17 protein-coding genes and 1 other RNA gene are annotated in these 18,850 nt (G+C 40.4%); 6 read left to right on the top strand and 12 right to left on the bottom strand.

Translation table 11 applies throughout. From position 1 onward, the window contains the following. Positions 1 to 56 precede the first annotated feature (56 nt). From AABJ44_RS03770 to AABJ44_RS03760, 3 genes are all read left to right on the top strand, one after another. Positions 57 to 413: a hypothetical protein gene (locus tag AABJ44_RS03770; protein ID WP_074643299.1), complete on the top strand. Its 357-nt coding sequence runs from the start codon at positions 57 to 59 to the stop codon at positions 411 to 413. Between the two features lie 2 nt (positions 414 to 415). After that, entirely contained in the window at positions 416 to 1,378 is a 963-nt protein-coding gene (locus tag AABJ44_RS03765) for an SAM-dependent methyltransferase (protein WP_338370545.1), read from the top strand. A 120-nt stretch (positions 1,379 to 1,498) separates the two neighbouring features. Then, the gene (locus tag AABJ44_RS03760) at positions 1,499 to 1,666 is read left to right on the top strand and encodes a hypothetical protein (RefSeq protein WP_177177736.1); all 168 of its coding nucleotides are present in this window, start codon (positions 1,499 to 1,501) and stop codon (positions 1,664 to 1,666) included. Positions 1,667 to 1,730: 64 nt separating this feature from the next. Here the strand turns inward: AABJ44_RS03760 and AABJ44_RS03755 are convergent, their stop codons facing one another. From AABJ44_RS03755 to AABJ44_RS03740, 4 genes are all read right to left on the bottom strand, one after another. Continuing rightward, positions 1,731 to 3,212 carry an SLBB domain-containing protein gene (locus tag AABJ44_RS03755; RefSeq protein ID WP_338370544.1) on the bottom strand — a complete coding sequence of 494 codons (1,482 nt, stop codon included), beginning with the start codon at positions 3,210 to 3,212 and terminating at the stop codon, positions 1,731 to 1,733. A gap of 18 nt (positions 3,213 to 3,230) precedes the next feature. Beyond that, the gene (locus AABJ44_RS03750) at positions 3,231 to 4,256 is read right to left on the bottom strand and encodes a GumC domain-containing protein (protein WP_338370542.1); all 1,026 of its coding nucleotides are present in this window, start codon (positions 4,254 to 4,256) and stop codon (positions 3,231 to 3,233) included. Positions 4,257 to 4,319: 63 nt separating this feature from the next. Beyond that, positions 4,320 to 5,231 (bottom strand): phosphodiester glycosidase family protein, encoded by a 912-nt coding sequence (locus AABJ44_RS03745; protein WP_338370541.1) that lies wholly within the window; start codon positions 5,229 to 5,231, stop codon positions 4,320 to 4,322. Positions 5,232 to 5,296: 65 nt separating this feature from the next. Next, positions 5,297 to 7,147, bottom strand: coding sequence for a phosphoenolpyruvate carboxykinase (GTP) (locus tag AABJ44_RS03740; RefSeq protein WP_074643312.1), 1,851 nt, complete (start codon positions 7,145 to 7,147; stop codon positions 5,297 to 5,299). A 499-nt stretch (positions 7,148 to 7,646) separates the two neighbouring features. Between AABJ44_RS03740 and AABJ44_RS03735 the strand changes: the two genes are divergently transcribed. Beyond that, positions 7,647 to 8,213, top strand: coding sequence for a PDDEXK family nuclease (locus AABJ44_RS03735; RefSeq protein ID WP_338370539.1), 567 nt, complete (start codon positions 7,647 to 7,649; stop codon positions 8,211 to 8,213). Between the two features lie 2 nt (positions 8,214 to 8,215). Here AABJ44_RS03735 and ffs read toward each other — a convergent pair. The 3 genes from ffs to AABJ44_RS03720 all read right to left on the bottom strand — a co-directional run bounded on the left by ffs (position 8,216) and on the right by AABJ44_RS03720 (position 10,335). Further along, positions 8,216 to 8,313, bottom strand: an RNA gene (ffs, locus tag AABJ44_RS03730) — signal recognition particle sRNA small type. Between the two features lie 70 nt (positions 8,314 to 8,383). Continuing rightward, positions 8,384 to 9,337 carry a TraB/GumN family protein gene (locus AABJ44_RS03725; protein ID WP_338370537.1) on the bottom strand — a complete coding sequence of 318 codons (954 nt, stop codon included), beginning with the start codon at positions 9,335 to 9,337 and terminating at the stop codon, positions 8,384 to 8,386. 167 nt (positions 9,338 to 9,504) lie between these two features. Continuing rightward, positions 9,505 to 10,335: a cysteine ABC transporter substrate-binding protein gene (locus AABJ44_RS03720; protein WP_338370536.1), complete on the bottom strand. Its 831-nt coding sequence runs from the start codon at positions 10,333 to 10,335 to the stop codon at positions 9,505 to 9,507. Between the two features lie 150 nt (positions 10,336 to 10,485). Here AABJ44_RS03720 and AABJ44_RS03715 point away from each other — a divergent pair, with 150 nt between their 5' ends. Both AABJ44_RS03715 and AABJ44_RS03710 read left to right on the top strand, forming a co-directional pair. Continuing rightward, positions 10,486 to 12,837, top strand: a complete 2,352-nt coding sequence (locus tag AABJ44_RS03715; RefSeq protein WP_338370534.1) for a hypothetical protein — start codon at positions 10,486 to 10,488, stop codon at positions 12,835 to 12,837. Beyond that, the gene (locus tag AABJ44_RS03710; protein WP_338370532.1) at positions 12,834 to 13,853 is read left to right on the top strand and encodes a hypothetical protein; all 1,020 of its coding nucleotides are present in this window, start codon (positions 12,834 to 12,836) and stop codon (positions 13,851 to 13,853) included. The genes AABJ44_RS03715 and AABJ44_RS03710 overlap by 4 nt, the downstream gene beginning before the upstream one ends. 1 nt (position 13,854) lies before the next feature. Here the strand turns inward: AABJ44_RS03710 and AABJ44_RS03705 are convergent, their stop codons facing one another. From AABJ44_RS03705 to AABJ44_RS03685, 5 genes are all read right to left on the bottom strand, one after another. After that, complete coding sequence (locus tag AABJ44_RS03705) at positions 13,855 to 14,607, bottom strand: amino acid ABC transporter ATP-binding protein (protein ID WP_338370530.1); 753 nt, start codon at positions 14,605 to 14,607, stop codon at positions 13,855 to 13,857. A gap of 10 nt (positions 14,608 to 14,617) precedes the next feature. Then, complete coding sequence (locus AABJ44_RS03700; RefSeq protein ID WP_338370528.1) at positions 14,618 to 15,325, bottom strand: amino acid ABC transporter permease; 708 nt, start codon at positions 15,323 to 15,325, stop codon at positions 14,618 to 14,620. Next, on the bottom strand, positions 15,306 to 15,965 hold the full coding sequence (locus AABJ44_RS03695; protein WP_338370526.1) for an amino acid ABC transporter permease: 660 nt from the start codon (positions 15,963 to 15,965) through the stop codon (positions 15,306 to 15,308). The genes AABJ44_RS03700 and AABJ44_RS03695 overlap by 20 nt, the downstream gene beginning before the upstream one ends. A 151-nt stretch (positions 15,966 to 16,116) precedes the next feature. Then, entirely contained in the window at positions 16,117 to 16,824 is a 708-nt protein-coding gene (locus tag AABJ44_RS03690) for an SAM-dependent methyltransferase (RefSeq protein ID WP_338370525.1), read from the bottom strand. A gap of 12 nt (positions 16,825 to 16,836) precedes the next feature. Beyond that, positions 16,837 to 18,849 carry an ABC-F family ATP-binding cassette domain-containing protein gene (locus AABJ44_RS03685; protein ID WP_338370524.1) on the bottom strand — a complete coding sequence of 671 codons (2,013 nt, stop codon included), beginning with the start codon at positions 18,847 to 18,849 and terminating at the stop codon, positions 16,837 to 16,839. Between the last annotated feature and the right edge of the window lies 1 nt (position 18,850).

Raw genomic sequence — 18,850 nt, 5'->3', positions numbered from 1 at the left:
GCCCGGATTTTCTGCCTACGCTTGCCGACATACGAAAAATCCTCTATACTTACCGAATGGAACAAGAAAACCGACTGCATACAAGGTATGAAGAAATCGGCCGCATCACCGCACCCGAAATTTGTGCACTCCCTGGAATACTTGACGATATCAGCTTGAACGGCTGCAAGGTGCATTATTCATTTCCTGTCGTTGTTGACCTGGAAAATGAATATGATGTAAAGATATCACCTCTGCACGGCTCAAACAGTTCTCCTTTGAATCTTATCTGCAGCCCGCAGTGGGTAAATGAACTCGGTGGAAGTACTTTTATAGGCTTTAAGATTCACTATTCTCCAGACGCACATAAGCTCGAAAGCTTTATAAAGCATCTTGAAAAAATCACTAAAGACGATTTACCAGATATAGTTTAATTATGGAAAGAAATCTTGCATTCCTGGCCTTTCCCGAGATGTCAGAACTCTTAATTTCTGAACTTGCAGGCCGATTTGGAATTACACAAAAGCCGGATGCACGCTACGGCGACCTTCTCTACTATGAAAAACTCGATTTGCCAGAGTTAAATGATGGTACAACAGCCCTTCCCTACTGGGCTCGTACCGTTATGCTCGAACCTTTCTTTTTGAAGTTTGATTCAATTGGAGAAGCCGCAGGAGAGCTAAAAAAAATTCAGAGAAACTGGGCACCGTATCAGTACATCTGCTTTCGCCGTGCTCAGCTGATTCAGGAAAAACTTCCATACATCAACTTAAAAGACAGAAACTTCCCGGTAAAAATTCCAGACTCACCAATGGGACTTTATACACTAATTGATGAGCACACAATGATAGCAAGTGCGGCCACCAGCAGCACACTTCCGGCAGGTACCCTTCATTTTATTGAAGACCACGAAAATCCGCCGAGCCGTGCATATCTGAAAATTCAGGAATCTCTTACAATGGCAAACCTTCTGAACGGCACAGATCTTCCACATGAAGGACAGCGCTGTTTTGAAGCAGGAGCATGTCCTGGAGGCTGGACTTGGGTACTCGTAGGACTTGGAGCTGAAGTTTATGCTGTAGACCGCGCCCCACTCGCAGATTCACTTATGAATAATCCGCTGGTAACATTCCAGGCACACGATGCTTTTACACTTAAACCGGAAGAACTCGGGCAAGTAGACTGGGTGTTTTCTGATGTAATCTGCTATCCGGAACGCCTTTTTGAATGGATCAATAAGTGGCTGGAATATAAACCAGACTTGAATATGATCTGTACAATCAAAATGCAGGGTGAAATTAACTGGCCGCTGATTCAGCAGTTTGCAGATATCCCTGGAAGCCGTATTGTACATTTAAACTACAATAAACACGAACTTACCTGGATTCATACCCGATAAAAAGCCCTTTTACGCACAAATTCCTATGAAAATTTCACAAAAATAAAGTTAATTAACTTTAACTATTGTCTTTTCGAATTTTTTCCGATAATATATTAGTTATTGAAGGAGAGTAAAATCATGCCAACTTTAAGTGCAAAGAAGGAAGCTTATTATCTGGCTGTAGACAACACAGACTATCCACAGAACATGAAGAAATACATCAAGAAGTTGATTTCTAACTGTGCTACTCCTGAAGAGATTTTTCAATTAACACTTTTCTATCTCTACAATTGTCAGACTGCTTAGCTTCCAGCTCAGTAAAAAATCGTGTAATTAGAACGGATGCCTGAATAAACAGCATCCGTTTTTTTTATTTCAGAACACCAGTTGCAGCCATGATAGAAAGAGAAGTTGCAATTACAGAAACAATTGTAGTAATTACAGGAGCATACTGATTAAAATAAAACAGGAATGAGTTGGTATCTGCAGTAATTGTTGTTTCAGGAGTAATTTCGCTCTTTTTATTGAGCTTTCTTCCATCAGAATCAATAATATCTACAGACTTTCCGGCATTCATAGTTTTATTAAAACCACCGGCAAGACCAATATAGTAATCATAAGTTTTATTTGGAATATAAGGATAGCGGCCAGGCTTCTGAACAGCACCAGAAACAGATACGAAGAACTGCTTCATAGGTACACGCAATAAATCACCAGGCTGAACAACTAATTCACTAGTAAAATTAGAATCATAAAGAACTCTTGAAATATCAATTGGAATCAGCTCTTCACCACGAACAATAAATGCATTCTGAATATCAGCAATTGCAGATTCAAAATAACTTCTTTTTGCTCTAAGGAAGAAAACATAATTCTCATCATAATCAAAAGGAACAGTAATACGGGTTGCACTTTCAACTTCAGTTGCATTTTCTTCAATATCACTATTCTGCTTTAAGATAGCACCTTCCATATACATAACAGGACGGCTTGCAACAAGAGAATCAATAAAAACACTATCAAATGAATTAAGCACAAAATTAGAAACCTGTTTTGGATAATCCAGATAGATAACAGAACCCGGTTTTTCTGAACCGTCAATAATTCGTGTTACAGTAATTCTTTTTACATCAGCACGTTCACTAAAGCCATCAGCATAAACATCAATAAGATCTTTAAGATTTTCATCTTCAAGAAGCTCATAAGTTCCAGGACGGCGCACAGCACCAGAAATGCCTACCTGTTTATGAAATTTCTTCAAGGTAATTACATCACCCGGACGCAGATACGGATCCTGAGACAAATCACCTTCACGGCTGGCCTTAAACAAATCATAATGCTTTGTAACACCATTAGTAGAAGTAACTGTAATATCTCTGATTGAAGCATAGCCTGTTTTAACCGGATTCACTACAGAAGAAAGACGGGAAAGTGCCCATGCAGAACGTTCAGAAGTAGAAGTTACTTCACCTTTTATAATTACATTAAAAGAAGCAGGGCTTACAAGTGAGAACTGAACGCCACTCATCGGATAGTTCTTTGAAACAATATCTTCAACCTGTCTCTTCAATGTCATATAAGATTTTCCAGCAGCATCAATAACCGCAAGGTTTGCTACCCTTACCTTATAAGTTGAATCAACCATAATATGATATTCCATAGTACTGGAGCCTGCAATAAATCCAAGTGTATAAATATCACCAGCAGTTACCATATAATCTGCATTCGACATTGCAATCTGTACACGTGAATCAACTTCCTGATTTACAGTTTCTACAGATAATTCTCCAGCGGCACAAATAGAAATGGCACTGAAAAGTATTACAATTGAAAATAGTATTTTCTTTTTCATTCTACACCTTAGCTTTATTTATTTTTTTGATGAACTGAGCTTTGACATAGCTTCCGGATCTTTTTTAATATTCTCTACCGCATTAAGTGCAAAGGCAAGAAATACAGAAAGAAAGAATGCCGCAAAAGTGATAATAATGCAAAGCTTGCCACGGCTTGGCTCTGATTTTCTGTCTGGAACTTCAGCATATTCGAGAATCTGGAATACAGGCTGTTCACTCGCCATAGTAACCTTAAGAGACTCATACTGAACTTTAAGCTGAGAATAAATCTGCTGCTGAGCAGAAAGTTCAAGCTTTAATAAAGAAGAATCAAGCATAATTGAAGGAGCTGAACTTGGATTATAAATATTTGAAACCGACTGCTCCAGAGTCTGAATGCGCTTCTGGAGAGAAAGAATTTCATCATAAGAATGCTGAATATTTTCTTTAAGATTTGCTTCCTGAAGCTTATTCTGGTCTATTCCAAGTTCATTAAAACGAGCTTCAATAAGATCTACAACATAATTAACAACTTCACGTGCAAACTCTGGATCAGTATCTGTAAAGCTGATGCTGAAAACTCCAGTGTCAGTATCAAAATTGGAAGTCAAAACCTTTTTAAGAGCCTCACGGCTTGCAGCTCTCGGTGATTTTTTGATTTTATAACGTTCAATAAGATTAAACTTATCAACAACAGCATCCTGAATTGTATTACTGTTTACAAGATAACCTGCAAGAGCACTGTTAGAAGAACCACCGGAAACACTAACACCAGCAAGCCCTGCAAGACTGCCAAGTCCGCTTGAGCTGAGCATAGATGAAAGGCCACCCGTAGCAGAAGAATCATCATTGATAAGCATCTGAGCTTTTGGTGTATATTTATTTGGAAGGAAAGATTTTTCAGGAGAAAGCTTTAATGAAATAATGGAAATAACTACGGCAAAAATCATAGCCGCACCAGTAAGTCCAATAATCAGAAATTTATGCTTTAATAAAACAGCAAATAAATCTATAAGACTAATTTCATCTTCTTTTGCATTCTGGATAGTAGGATTCTCGTCCATACAAAAACTCCATTCACTATTAGTATATAATATAAACATAGGTATTATATACTATATTACAGATTAGTTTAAGTCCCCTGGAGTTTTTACAGAAAAACCAAGACTATTTGCCTGAGTCCGGAGATTTTTATAAGAAAGAATACTTTTTCCGTTTATACAGAGTTCAGAAGACCCACCGCCATCCATTTCCAGAGCATCAGTACAGCCCAGTGCCTTAAAAATTACTGCACACTGGGGATACGAAAGCCCTTCACTTTTTGAGGTGTTTTCGCCTTCTGCAACCATAATAAATAAAGTTTTACCGGCGTCAGAAATTCCAAAGCCTGTTCTTGTATCATGATTTCGGCGGAAGGAATCAATTACCTCACCGTTTTCGAGAACTACATAAAAACCACCGAAAGCATAATCACTTTCTGACGCAGCTTTTTCAGACTGATTTTTTTCTATTGAGGCCAGCCAGTAATTCTGACCAACATCATCAACCTCACTCTTGAAATAAATAGCCGCATAACGCTCCACAGGAGCAGAAAGCAACAGGCCGTCTGCAACATGAACTCCGACAATCTGTCGGGAAGTACCAAGTTTTGCAGCTAAATCCCAGGCACCGTTCTTTCCTGCAAATGGAGAAAGGTTTACAGCCACAGTGCAATCATATTTTTTCGCAAAGTTTTTAGTTTTAAGGCCGCGGAAAATAAACGGCTGAGCACCACCTTTGTCCGGGAAACAAGAGAGAGAAAGCCCGGCGAGAGTCAGATCAATTTTTACAACGTGGTAAATTATGGGGAACCCGGAGTTTTTGTAATCAAAACGGGAGATGCCGGGGCAAACCTCCTGCCATTCAAAAGAATCCGGAACATAAGATGAAACAGGATATAAAAGAGCCTCGTCTTCAACAGAAAACTGCGGACGGCTCACACAAGAGGTAAAAACAAGAAGTAAAAAGGCAGCAATGGTCGGTAAATATTTTCGAATCATATTACATCAAAAAAAATCCCGCCCACGGTAAATCATGAGCGGGATCTGTTATTTATTATATAACACTATGCTTTGTTCAAGCGGCTTTCGAGGTCATCCAAAATAGTGTTGAGCTCTTTTGGAAGGTGAGCACCGAATTTTGGATAGTGGTTCTCACGAATATCTTTAACCTCTTTCTTCCATCCTTCAACATCAACCTTGAGGATTTCTGGAAGAGTCTTCTTGTAGCAGTCAGCAAGACCGTCAGTATTGATAGCACCATCTTTTGGCATAAGTCCGATTGGTGTATCAACTGCATTGTCAACGCCGTCACAGCGGTCGAAAATCCACTGGAGAACGCGGCTGTTGTCACCGTATCCTGGCCACATGAATCCACCTGGAAGGTCTGGATTGTTTTCGTCCTTGCGGAACCAGTTAACGTAGAAGATCTTAGGAAGCTTGTCCTGATCAGCCTTAGCACCAACATCAATCCAGTGCTGGAAGTAGTCACCCATGTTGTATCCACAGAATGGGAGAATAGCAAATGGGTCGCGGCGGATCTTACCAACTTCAGCAGCGTTGATTGTAGAAGCAGCAGTAATTTCTGAACCTACGATAGATCCAAGGAATACACCGTGGTTCCAAGAGCGAGCCTGGTGTACGAGAGGTACAGTTGAAGGGCGGCGACCACCAAAGAGGATAGCAGAAATAGGTACACCTTCTGGAGATTCCCAGTCAGATGCGATACATGGACACTGCTTAGCAGGAGCTGTAAAGCGTGCGTTTGGATGAGCAAATTCTTCACCCTTAGGAGACTTGTCCTTAGGAAGAGCATCACGAGTATTTCCCTTCCAGTCAACAAGCTTACCCTTTGCAGGATATCCGATTCCTTCCCACCATACATCACCGTCTTCAGTAAGAGCACAGTTAGTATAGATAGTATTCTTTTCAGCAGAAATAAGAGCGTTCTTGTTAGATTCAGCAGAAGTTCCTGGAGCAACTCCGAAGAAACCAGCTTCTGGGTTGATAGCGTAGAGACGTCCGTCTTTTCCGAACTTCATCCATGCAATATCATCACCTACAGTTTCAACCTTCCATCCTGGGATAGTAGGAATCAACATAGCGAGGTTTGTTTTACCACAAGCACTTGGGAAAGCACCTGTTACATATTTTACTTCACCCTTAGGGTTTGTGAGCTTAAGAATAAGCATGTGTTCTGCAAGCCATCCCTCTTCACGAGCGATAACAGTTGCAATACGAAGAGCGAAACACTTCTTACCAAGAAGAGCGTTTCCACCGTATCCAGAACCGTAAGACCAGATGAGGTGCTCTTCTGGGAACTGTGAAATGTATTTGTGTTCAACATCAGCACAAGGCCAGATGCCGTTGTCTTTTTCACCATTGTTAAGTGGCTTACCAACAGAGTGGAGACATGGAACCCAGTCACCGTCAGTACCAACGTACTGCCATACCTTTTCACCGGCACGTGTCATGATGTCCATGTTCAATACAACGTATTCAGAGTCTGTAAGCTCAATACCGTATTTAGCGATTGGAGATCCGAGTGGACCCATGCAGAATGGAATTACATACATTGTACGACCGTGCATACAACCTGTATACAATCCCTTCATTGTAGCCTTGAGTTCAACTGGGTCAATCCAGTGGTTTGTAGGACCAGCATCTTCTTCCTTCTTAGAAGAGATGAAAGTTCTTGATTCAACACGAGCAACGTCGCTTGGAAGAGAACGGAACAAGAAACAGTTCTCTTTTGCCTTCAAAGGTGTAGCCAAACCAGCGTCTACACACTTTTTCATAAGGCGGTCATATTCAGCTGTAGAACCGTCAACAACAACAACTTCGTCAGGTTCACACATCTTAACACATTCTTCGATCCATGCCTTAATACCAGCATGTTTAATGTCAGATACAGTCATTAAAAACTCCTATCAGGCCCTGCACCCACACAGGCACCGGACCAATTTCTGTATATACAACAGCCTCTCCAAGAGACCCTCGTATACCAATGTATAATTTAATGATTTTTTATGTTTCGTTCAATAGAATAAGTGTTTTTTCCTATAATAAAAAAAGGGGGGGAAGAATCCCCCTCGTTCCCAAGTCCTCAGTCCCTCGCTCGCCTCCGGCTCGCTCACTCCTTCCGGTCTTGTCCGCTACCCCCTCTGCGGGGGCAGGCTGTCCTGAGAATCCATGAGTTTTCCGAGTTCCCCCAAAAGCGCCGGACCTCCGCCCCCTTGGCCTGCACAGGGACTTTGGGCCTATAAAACAATTCCACAAACACTTTTTATAGGCCCACATGGCCGAAAAAGGAGAAAAAAATTGAATTATGAAGAACTTCCACCCGAAGATTTCACTGAAAAACTGAAAAATCGACAGCAGGAATTAACTTAACTGCTCAACAAGAAACTTCGATTATTGAAAAAAGCTCCAGAAGGCCACCTGCGCATTGCGCAAGCCCACGGAGGCCGCAAGCTGCAGTATTACAATATCACCGACCGGGGAGACACCAGAGGCACCTACATCCCCCACTCGCAGCTCCAGTTTGCCAGACAACTTGTTCAAAAACAATACGACCAGAATCTGATAAAGATTCTGCGCCGCCAGATAACTGCAATCGAAGGTCTTCTTGCGGCCGCTGGTCCCCAAATCCCCGCCCTCTACGAAACTCAGTGCCGCGCCCGCCGTCTCCTTATTACACCTGCAACCCTGCCAGACGAACAATACGCAGAACTCTGGCGCAACGTAAAGTGTCACCCCCGACCTTTTGCACCAGACGCGCCGGAGTTCTTTACAGCCCGCGGAGAACGCGTGCGTTCCAAGTCTGAGGTCATAATTGCAGACTCGCTCTACCGGCACAAGATCCCATACCGCTACGAGTTCCCCCTGGAACTCAAAAATGGCGACATATACCACCCGGACTTTCTCTGCCTCAACCTGCGCACCCGCCAGGTGGAAGTACTAATTACTGAGTTTTTAAAATAAAAAAGGACCAGATAATCCCAAGCACAGCTCTAAACGCATACCGCTGCTGGATTCCTCCTCTGACGGGGTTTTGCGATAGACACTTGAAGGGCATCTGGTCCAATGCAATGAATGTAACATAAAAAAGCCTTCCAAGTCAAGGAAAGCTTTTTTTAATATGGTATTTTTTCTTATTTGATAGTCTTCATCTTCTTTAAGAATTTGAAGGTTGAATCTGGACCGAGCCAGTGACCACAGCCTGCGAAGATAAAGGTTGTTCCGCCTTCATCAAGATAGTTTGTGATGTCCTGAGCCCACTCCTGATTTCGGTCACGGAATACCATGTGATTGTAATCAATATAAAGCTGGTCTGAGTCTTCATCTTTTTTGTTTGATTTTGTAAGAAGCTTTTCCATCTTCTTCATGTCATCAGTTACGTAGCTTTCATAAAGTTCAACAGTTGACTTTGTAAGCTCCTCAGATTCTTTTTCATCAAGGAAAACTTTAAGAATATCCTTGAGCATTTTAATCTGAGTGTCGTAGTCACCAAAAGTGATGATATCAAGCTGAACCTGAAGTTCATCAAGACCATCCCACTCGCAATTATTCTGAGAAAGAGTTGCGACAAAACTATTATCAAGGCCGTACTCTGCACTGAGGCCCGTGTTTGTATAAATTAAAAGAGCAAGGGCTGTTTTAATCTGCCATGGCTCAAGAGGATCTACAATTGCAAGATTCTCGCCGAAAGCCATCTGAACGAAAGCTTTTTCTTCTTCTGTAAGATAATCAGTTACAAGCTTTCCGTCCTTGTTTGGAGCATTAAGCTGAGGTCCAGCTGCTGCAAGATCGATATAGCCCTGAGTTGAAATCTCACCGGCGTGGCGGTCTGCATTTATAAAAGCCTGCTGAACTTCTTCAGAAAGAGGGAAAATTCTTTCATCACCAAGATGGAAAGTTCCCTGAATATAAACAGTACTTGGGTTACCCTTTTTGTCGGTTCCGTCGATGCGCCAGAAAGCGCGGCTGTCAGTTTTGGTAAGAATTGCAGGAGCCTTCTTCGAAGCCGAAGGAGTTGATGCACACGAAGTCAGTACAAGGCAAAAAATAAATGCAGCTATAATTGACTTAGGATAAAATCTTTTCATAAATTCCTCGCTTTTGATATTACGTTTTTGCAATTATAGAAAAATTTGTATCTCTATGTAAATGGGAATATGAAAAAAAAGCCCGGACAGACAGAAAGCCATCCGGGCAAATGCAGAAGAATTAACTTCTTTGTAAGGTGTTTTCGACAGGCTCAACCACCGGAAAATTAAAGCTTTCCGCCCTCAACAACGAGAGAATCTGCATCAGATTTAGGACCATAAACAGCGCGAAGAGTTGCCTCATAATCAGCATGGAAGAACTTTTCGCCGGCAAGAGCCTTAATCTCATCATTAATCCAGTTCAAGAGAGAAGTGTTTCCCTTAGTTACAGCAGGAGCGATTGTATCAAGAGAACCAAGAGATTCAATTCCTACAGAAAAACCAGGATTTTCAATAGCCCATGCAAGAACCTCAGTGTTATCAGTTGAAAGACCAACTCCACGACCATCAAGCAAAGCATTGTAAGCTTCTGAATACTGATCGAACTTCAAAAGATTTACCTTTGGATAATTTTCTGTAAAATAAGTTTCAGCAGTTGTTCCCTTAGAAACAATCAAAGTCTTGCCGTTCAAATCTTCAGGTTTAGTAATCAAATCCTTGTCATTAGAAACAACACCAAGAGCACACTTCATATATGGAAGAGCGAAATCAACCTTTTCTGCGCGGGCTGGAGTAACAGTAAAGTTAGCAAGAACAAGGTCAACCTTACCAGTCTCTAGAACCTCAACACGGGCAGCAGCTTCAACAGGAACATACTTAACCTTTACGCCAAGATCCTTAGCTATGCGGTTTCCAAAGTAAACATCGTAGCCCTGATACTGGCCATATTCATCAACATAGCCGAATGGTTTCTTATCACTGAAAACAGCAATCTTAATAGTTCCACTTTTCTTAATCTGCTCAACAGTGCGGTACTTAGCCTTGCTCTTAGCAAAAGCAGAAACAGAAGTCAGAGCAAGAAGGCCCAGCGCTATAATAGTCTTAATCGATTTTTTCATAAGTTCACCTCTCTAAAGTTTCAAGATGATTACTTATAGCACGTTATTACCTACTAAATCAATAGGTTTAATGCGTTTTTTTAATAAATTTTATTACTGGACTTATTTGACTTTATGGTTAATAATAAAAAGAAAAATTAGGATTAAAAAATGCAAATCTTAGGTATCTATTTAAATAGCGGTGACCCAAAAGTTATAAAAAATTTAAAAACGGAAGAACAATACGGTTCAGACAAGTACTGCTGGTATCCATTTGGTGAAATACCAGATTGTCATAATTTTTTTACGGAAAAATTTGATAAAAACACATATACCAGCTTCTTAAAGAATATCAACGAAAATCAAAACTTCAACCATTTCCTATATAAGATAGACAACAGACCAGCAGTCAACATAAACTGCATTGTAGGCAAAAATGGTTCAGGAAAATCAAGTTTACTCTCTCTTGAATACAGAATAATAAATAACCTGGCTTGCAAAGTACAGCATTATCTAAAATCATACAACCAGGATTTTACCCCAATTTGGTCGACTGGCTTTAATGCAGAACTATATTATATCTTAGATGAAGAACTATACCAAATAAAGGTTGAAGAAAACAAAAAATGGAAAATTCTAAAAAAAGAACAAAATTTTATTGGAAAAATTTCATTAATTAAAATCAATAAAAAACATGAAAAAGAAAACGTGCTTGAAAATAAATTTAATTTGATGGATCAAGAGACTGATGTTACAAGTACAAATTATTTAGACTACGAAAAAGAATTATTAGAAATATTAAAAATGAATCTTTTTTATACTGTGGGAACAAATTATAGCTTATATTCAAATTCTACAGTCTCTTCAGATTTTGGTACAAAAGAAGAATTATGGATGAATACGTTATTCCATAAAAATGATGGTTACTTTACACCTATCGTTTTAGTTCCTTATAAACAAGACAACTGTGCAACCGTAGATACAAGAAAAGAATTAAACCTTGCAAAAGAAAGAATTACAACTCTATCCTTATTAGTATATGCAGAAACAAAAAAGAACTTTGTAGAAAATCAACAACCAATAAAATATTGCTATCAATTAAAAGAAAAAAAATCATATGAAAAAGTGATAACGAATAAGCTCATAAATACAATACGAAATACAGAAAATGAAGAAGACGATGTATCCTATCAAGACTTATATGATTCTGCATTTATAAACTTAATTCACAAGCAAATAAAAGAGAAATGGAAGGCTATTTTATTCACTCCAGAAAAAATAACTGAATACAAAGATCCGTTAATAAATAATCTTGATAAGGATGTTATTTGGGACCAGATTCAAGAAAACACATTAAACTATTTAGCTTACAAGATTCTGAAAATGTGCATGTTTTATGATGAATATGCCAATAGATTTTTAGATAAATCGAATCACACTTCAACAGAACCTAAATTAAAATACAAAGTATTAAACAAATATGAATCTGATCCAGCTTCTTTTATGAATATAATAGAAGAACTAATTCAAGAATTGTTGGATCCAAAAACAGCAACAAACTTTATGAATCTGAAGATCAAACAGTGTATTAAATTTCTAAACAATCTTGATTTTTACATCGGAAATAAAACGATAAAAGGAATTTTCAATAATAAAAATATTATTGTAATAGACGACTCAAAAAAAGATTCTGATACATTTATAAATTTCATAAATAAGAAGAATCTTGCTTATAGTTATGACAATATATTTATAAATCTTCTTCCCCCATATTTTAATAAAGAGCTGTACTTTGAAAATGATAAAACACTTGCATCTTTAAGTTCCGGTGAAAGTCAATTAATGAACTCTCTTAGCTATGCTGTATACCATATAAAAAATGCATCCAGTTCCAATAAAATTGGCTATCAATATATCAATCTTGTATTCGATGAAGCTGAATTGTACTATCATCCAGAATTTCAAAGAACTTTTATTCAAAAACTATTAGGCGTTATTGAACGCAGCAATTTTTCAAACGTAAAATCAATCAATATAACCATCGTAACTCACTCACCTTTTATTCTAAGTGATATACCACAAACTAATCTCCTCAGCCTGACAGAAGGAACCAAAAAGGATTTTACTACCAAAACGCTTGGAGCAAATTTCTACGATTTATTGCACAATCAATTTTTTATGGAATCTTCGATAGGTGCTGTTGCAGAAAAAAAGATCAATGAAATATTAAAAGACTATAATAATTTGAACGACGTCAAAAAAACTAAAGAAGAAAAAAACTCTATCAAAAGTAAATACCTACCCCCAAAAAATGTGATTGAAAAAGGATTATCGGAAGATAACAACAATGAAGTAAAAAATTTATTAACTTTCGTCAATAATCTTGCAGATGATTACTTAAGAACAACATTCCAAAATATTATTGCATCAATGCAAGGAGAAAGTTACTTTGCAAGAAGAAAAAAGGAACTTCAGGTAAAAATTGAAAAATTAGAAATTCTTGAGGAACAAAATAAAAAATGAATCGAATTAAATATTTAGAACTATTTGAAAAAATAGATAAAAAATCGTTTGAAGAAGAATACATTAAAACTCTTTTTTCGATAAAAAAAGACATAAAAGATTCAAAAAAATATAAAAAACTAAAAACTTCTTGGGAAAATCTGATTTCAAAATATTCTGGATTTTCTAAACTAAAGCAATATGAATTAAAAGACTTATTTATTGCTCCTTACGAAGAATTAGTTGAAATTCTTGCAGACTGTAATTTTGCGATTAATAATTCTCTTATAAAAGAAATTGAAAATAAAAAAATATTTAACTATGAAGGGAAATATCATAAAATCCAAGATTTTTTTAATAAATATACAAATGACCTAGAACTTTGGCGATGTCCATACTGTGATTCCGCTTTCACAGGTTTTTATGAATATAATGAAAAAAAGAAGAGTATTTATGATTTAGATCATTTCTTTCCAAAATCTTTGTATCCTTTTTTTGCACTTTCGTTGTATAACTTTGTCCCTTCATGTCAATATTGTAATGAAAGAGTAAAAAAGGCAGAAGTAATACAAATCAATAAGAATAACAAAAGCAATTTATTAAAATGTTCTCCCGTAAGTCAAAAATACAATTTCAAGGAAATGGTAACAATACGTTTTCTTCCTAAGATTTCAAAATCTGAAAATAAATATGAAATCTGGCATTATTCCCCCTTATCTCAGAAAACTGCCGAAATATATAAACTCAGTTTTGATACTGATAATAACTCACATAACAAGCAAATCATTAATCTATTTCAACTTGAAGAACGGTATAACTCCCAGGCAATAAAAATGAACGGACTCTATCTTATTGACTTAAGAAAACGATATCCCCGTTCACATATAGAAAAAATATGTAAATTATTAAATAATCAGAAAACTACAACTTCAAATTCAATAATTCCAGCTACAGAAGAGCAAATCGAAAACGACATATTTCATAACGATAACAAATACTCTCTTTTGCAAAAAATGAAAAATGATTTACTAGAATAAATTATTTTCTGCGACTCTCAAACTCGAAGTTGCTCAGGAATTTCTTTGCACGCTCTGTCTTTGGATTTGTCCAGAACTCTTCTGGGGTGGAGACTTCGACAATTTCGCCTGCGTCCATGAAGACGATTTTGTCGGCAACGGCACGGGCAAACTGCATCTGGTGGGTAACTATGAGCATGGTCTTTTTGTCGTTGGCAAGATCCATCATAACATCGAGGACTTCGCGGACCATTTCGGGGTCGAGGGCGGCGGTAACTTCGTCGAAGAGCATAACTTCGGGGTGCATACAGAGCATGCGGACGATTGCAACTCGCTGCTTTTGGCCGCCCGACAGCTGCCGTGGATATGAGTTTTTCTTGTCGGCAAGGCCTACGCGTTCAAGCCAGGCCTCGGCTTCTTTCTGGACCTCGTCCATGTTGAAATTCATTTCGTGGGCGTGCTTTGGACCAAGCAAAAGATTTTTCATTACAGTGAGGTGGGGAAACAAATCGTAGCTCTGGAAAACCATACCGATTTTCTGGCGGATAAGGTGCATGTCTTTTTTGCGGTTAGAAATTACTTCGCCGTCCAGGAGGATTTCGCCACCCTGAATTGTTTCCAGGCCGTTGATGCAACGAAGCAGTGTCGATTTACCGCAGCCCGACGGTCCGAGAATTACAATGACCTCGCCCTTCTCTACGGTGAGTGAAAGGTCTTTAAGAATTACGTTCTGGTCGAAAGATTTCCTTATATTTTTAAGTTCAAGTAATGCCATTTTAGATCTCCTATTTCTTCTGTCTCTTCTCCACTGCACGGGCTGCCAGGCTTAAAATCCAGCAGACGAAAAAATACATCATGAAAATTACGAAGTAGACTGCGATGCTGGCGGTTGGCACAGTAAGGCGGTTGGCCTCAATAATCTGCTGACCGATTTTTACAACTTCTATTACACCGACAAAAACTACCAGCGAGGTGGTTTTTATCATACGGGTGATGAGGTTCATACTCAATGGCAGGAGCGGGCGCAGGGTCTGTGGAATTATTATGTAGAAGAAAATCTGGCGTTCTGTGAGCCCGATTGCTCGCCCGCTTTCGTACTGATGTTTCGGCACGCTTTCGAGGGCACCACGGACCAGGTCGCCCATTTCAGCAGTTCCCCAGAGGGTAAAAACCAGAATACTTGCAGCCTCGCCGCTCAAAGAAATATTGAACATGCGGGTAAGTCCGTAATAAGCAAGGAAGAGAAGAACCATCTGAGGCATGATTCTCATAAACTCAAGATAGATGCGGCAAAGGGCACGTACACCACGGTTCTTCATAGTCATCAGCATGCCGAACAAAAAACCAAGAACAATAGAAAAAGCAACTGAAACAAGAGCAATCCAGACGGTTACCCAGAGGCCGCCCATAAGACGTATAAAGTTTGTTCCCATTGTGAGAACGCCAAAGGCCTGTCTGATTGCTTCAATCATATTAACGTCCGAACTGGGCATAACGCAGCCTCCTTTCGGCAAATGCCGCAATCAGGGAAATCGGCAAGAGCAGGATAAAATATGCAAGACAGAGCAGAAGCAGAGACTCTTCTGTTTTGTAATAAAGTCCAATTAAATCTTTTGCAACGTACATTAGGTCAGCAAGGGCAACGGCAGAAAATACCGAAGTCTCCTTAATCATAAACATAACGTTTGCACAGAAGCCTGGGATTGAAACAGAAACAGCCTGGGGTAAAATTACGTACTGGGTAACCTGACGAGGTGTAAGGCCGATACACTGGGCACTTTCTATCTGAATTTTGGAAACTGATTCGAGGGCGGAACGGAAGGTCTCTTCCATGTAAGAACCGCCCAGAAATGTAAGTCCGATGATTGCACACTGAACAGAACTCAGTTTGATTCCCATTCTCGGAAAAGCAAAGTAAAGAAAAAAGAGTTGAATCAAAAGAGGTGTGTTGCGAGAGAGCTCAATGTAGGCGCCAACAATTCGGCGCAGCACCGGCACCTTAAAATATTTTACAAGAGCGCAGACAAGTCCAAGCACCAGGGATAAAAGAATTCCAATGAGTGCAAGCCGCAGCGTAAGAACCGCCGCTTCCCTGTACATCGGCAAGACTTTTTGAATAAAGGCAAAATCCATTGTTACAATATAATGGAATACAAGATTGACGTAAAGACTCACCGGCATCCCGGCATATACCGTCACCCCGAACTTGTTTCGGGGTCTATTTTTATAGATGCTGAAACAAGTTCAGCATGACGGGTAGTTGTTCTGCATGACGATTAATTTTCTATTTGCCAATTACGAAGATGGCGGGGATTTTACCGAGGTCTGGAAGTTTTTCTTTTTTCCATTCGGCAACGGTACGGGTCTTAATGTATTCTTCGGCGCAGGTGATGCCTGCCGCAATACACAGTTTTGTTTTTGGATTCAGGGCGCCAAGAATTGTTTCAATCATCTTGGCATTGCGATATGGTGTTTCAATAAAAAGCTGAGTCTGATTTTCGTTCTGAACTTTCTGCTCCAGTTTTTTGAGAGCTTTAATTCGCAGAGGAACTTCCACTGGAAGGTAGCCGTTGAAGGCAAAACTCTGGCCATTAAAGCCACTTCCCATAACAGACATAATAATAGAAGAAGGACCAACAAGAGGAACAACTTTGTAGCCGCGGCTCTGAGCTATGGCAACCACATCGGCTCCCGGGTCGGCAATGGCAGGGCAGCCCGCCTCAGAGATGATTCCAACAGGAAGGCCTTTTTTGAGCGGCTCCAGAAACTCGCCGATAAACTTGCGGTCTGTATGACGGTTGAGCTCGTAAAAAGTAAGCTCATCTATATCAATCGCCTTTTCAGTCTTCTTCAAAAAGCGCCGTGCCGAGCGGATATTTTCTACGATAAAATGCTTAATGCCCACAATGATGTCATGATTATAAGGTGGCAGAACCTGAGAGATTTCAGTCTCGCCCAAGGTTACGGGAATTAAATAAAGTGCTGCTTCCATTTTACTATCTCCTTATCCCAGTTTTTCGGCAGCGGCTTCCCAGGCGGCGGTGGTCTCGTCGATTTGGGTGGTCACGGCTTCTATCTCGCGCTGAACAGCTTTTGCTTTTTCTCCATTTGAATATACCGCAGGGTCGGCCATTTTGTTTTCGAGCTCGGATTTTTTTGCTTCCAGTTCGGAGATTTTGGCTTCGAGGCGGGCTACTTCTTTTTCAATCTTGCGGCGCTCGGATTCGAGACGTTTCTGTTCTTCCCAGGAAAGCTGAGCAGGCTTCGCCGAGTTCTCCAACGAAGGACAATCAGGCATAGCCTGATTGTGCGCATTTTGAAGGTCAAGCCTAAAACAACCCGCTGCCGCAGCTTGTTTTTTAACGGCTTCCCCATTAGAGCGGGGTAAACCTTCCCCTCCTTCTGTATTTTCCTGCTTTTCCATCTGCTCCATGTAGAACTCGTAACCGCCGACAAAATATTTGTACTGGCCGTGCTCGAGGTGCAGAACCTTTGTGGCAAGCTGCTCGATAAATCCGCGGTCATGGCTTACGAAAATTACAGTGCCGCCGAAACCGCGGAGAGCCTGAAGCAGAACGTCCTTAGAATGGATGTCGAGGTGGTTTGTAGGTTCATCAAGAACGAGAAGATTTACAGGGCTAAGCAGCAGCTGCAGCAATGCAATACGGCTCTTTTCTCCACCGCTCAAAACGTCCAGAGATTTATATACATCGTCACCGCGGAACAGGAAAGCACCAAGCATATCACGGAGCTTTGGAATCAGCTCAAGAGGAGCCCTTGCTTCGAGGTAGTCTAAAATTGTTTCTTTTCCTTTAATAGTCTCGGCGTTATCCTGCGAGAAGTAGCCTACCTTTACGCCGGCACCCGGTACAACCTCACCGGTAAATGCACTGTCTTCACCTGCAATAATTCGCAGCAAAGTAGACTTACCCGCACCGTTGCGTCCGGCAACAACAAGCCGCTCGCCGTTTTCAAGAGTCAGTTCAAGTTTATCGAGAACATTCGTTTTGCCGTCGTAAGACTTCGTAATATCATGAAGCCTCATTACAAGTCTGCCACTATGCGGAGCCGGCGGAAAACTGAAATGGATTTTTTTCAGAGATTCAGGAATCTCAATGCGTTCCATCTTCTCAAGCTTTTTCATGTATTCCTGAGCCTGGGCAGCCTTAGTAGCCTTATAGCCGAAGCGGCGGATAAAATCTTCAAGTTTATTGATTTCTTCCTGCTGCTGCTCGTAAGCGGCAATCAGAGTTTTAAGTTCAACCTCGCGCACTTTTTCATAGTGCGAAAAGTTTCCGGGATAGCGCTTAAGGTCGCCGTTAAAAAGTTCATAAACTTCGTTTATAGTAACATCAAGAAAATAACGGTCATGGCTGACAAGTAAAAAGCCGCCGCGGAAATTCTGCAGGAACTGCTCAAGCCAGCTTCTTGCTTCAATATCAAGATAGTTTGTAGGTTCGTCGAGAAGCAGGATGTCCGGCCCCTGCATAAGAGCCTTCGCCAGAGCAATACGCATCTGCCATCCGCCGGAGAACTCGGCAGTGTCGCGGTCAAAATCAGAGCGGCTAAAACCAAGACCAAGCAGAACGCTCTCCGCCATAGCATCTCGCCGGTGCCAGCCCGAATCATCAAGAGCCTGAATCAACTCCGACTGCTGAATTACAAGAGCATCAGTATTACCCTGCCCTGCTTCCAGCTGAGAACCGATCTCATCGATTTTTCTCTGCATCTCATAGCCGAACTCAAAAGCCTTATCAGCTTCTTCGCGCAAAGTACAGCCGTGATGAGTAAGTCCGCTCTGAGGCAGATATGCAATGCGACAATCCTTCTGAACAGCGCGGCTTCCGCTATCCGGCGGAACAAGACCAGCCAGAACCTTTATGAGAGTAGATTTGCCGGCTCCGTTTGCACCAGTGAGCGCAACCTTAGAGCCAGTCTGTAAATTGATAGTTACATTTTTTAAGATATCCCGGTCACCGAATGCCAGTGAGACCTGGGAAAATTGTACAAATGCCATA

The organism is Treponema bryantii (assembly GCF_036492245.1).
Classification (GTDB): domain Bacteria; phylum Spirochaetota; class Spirochaetia; order Treponematales; family Treponemataceae; genus Treponema_D; species Treponema_D bryantii_C.
Note: the sequence above shows the minus strand (reverse complement) of the source record. Positions and strands in the feature narration are given on the sequence as shown.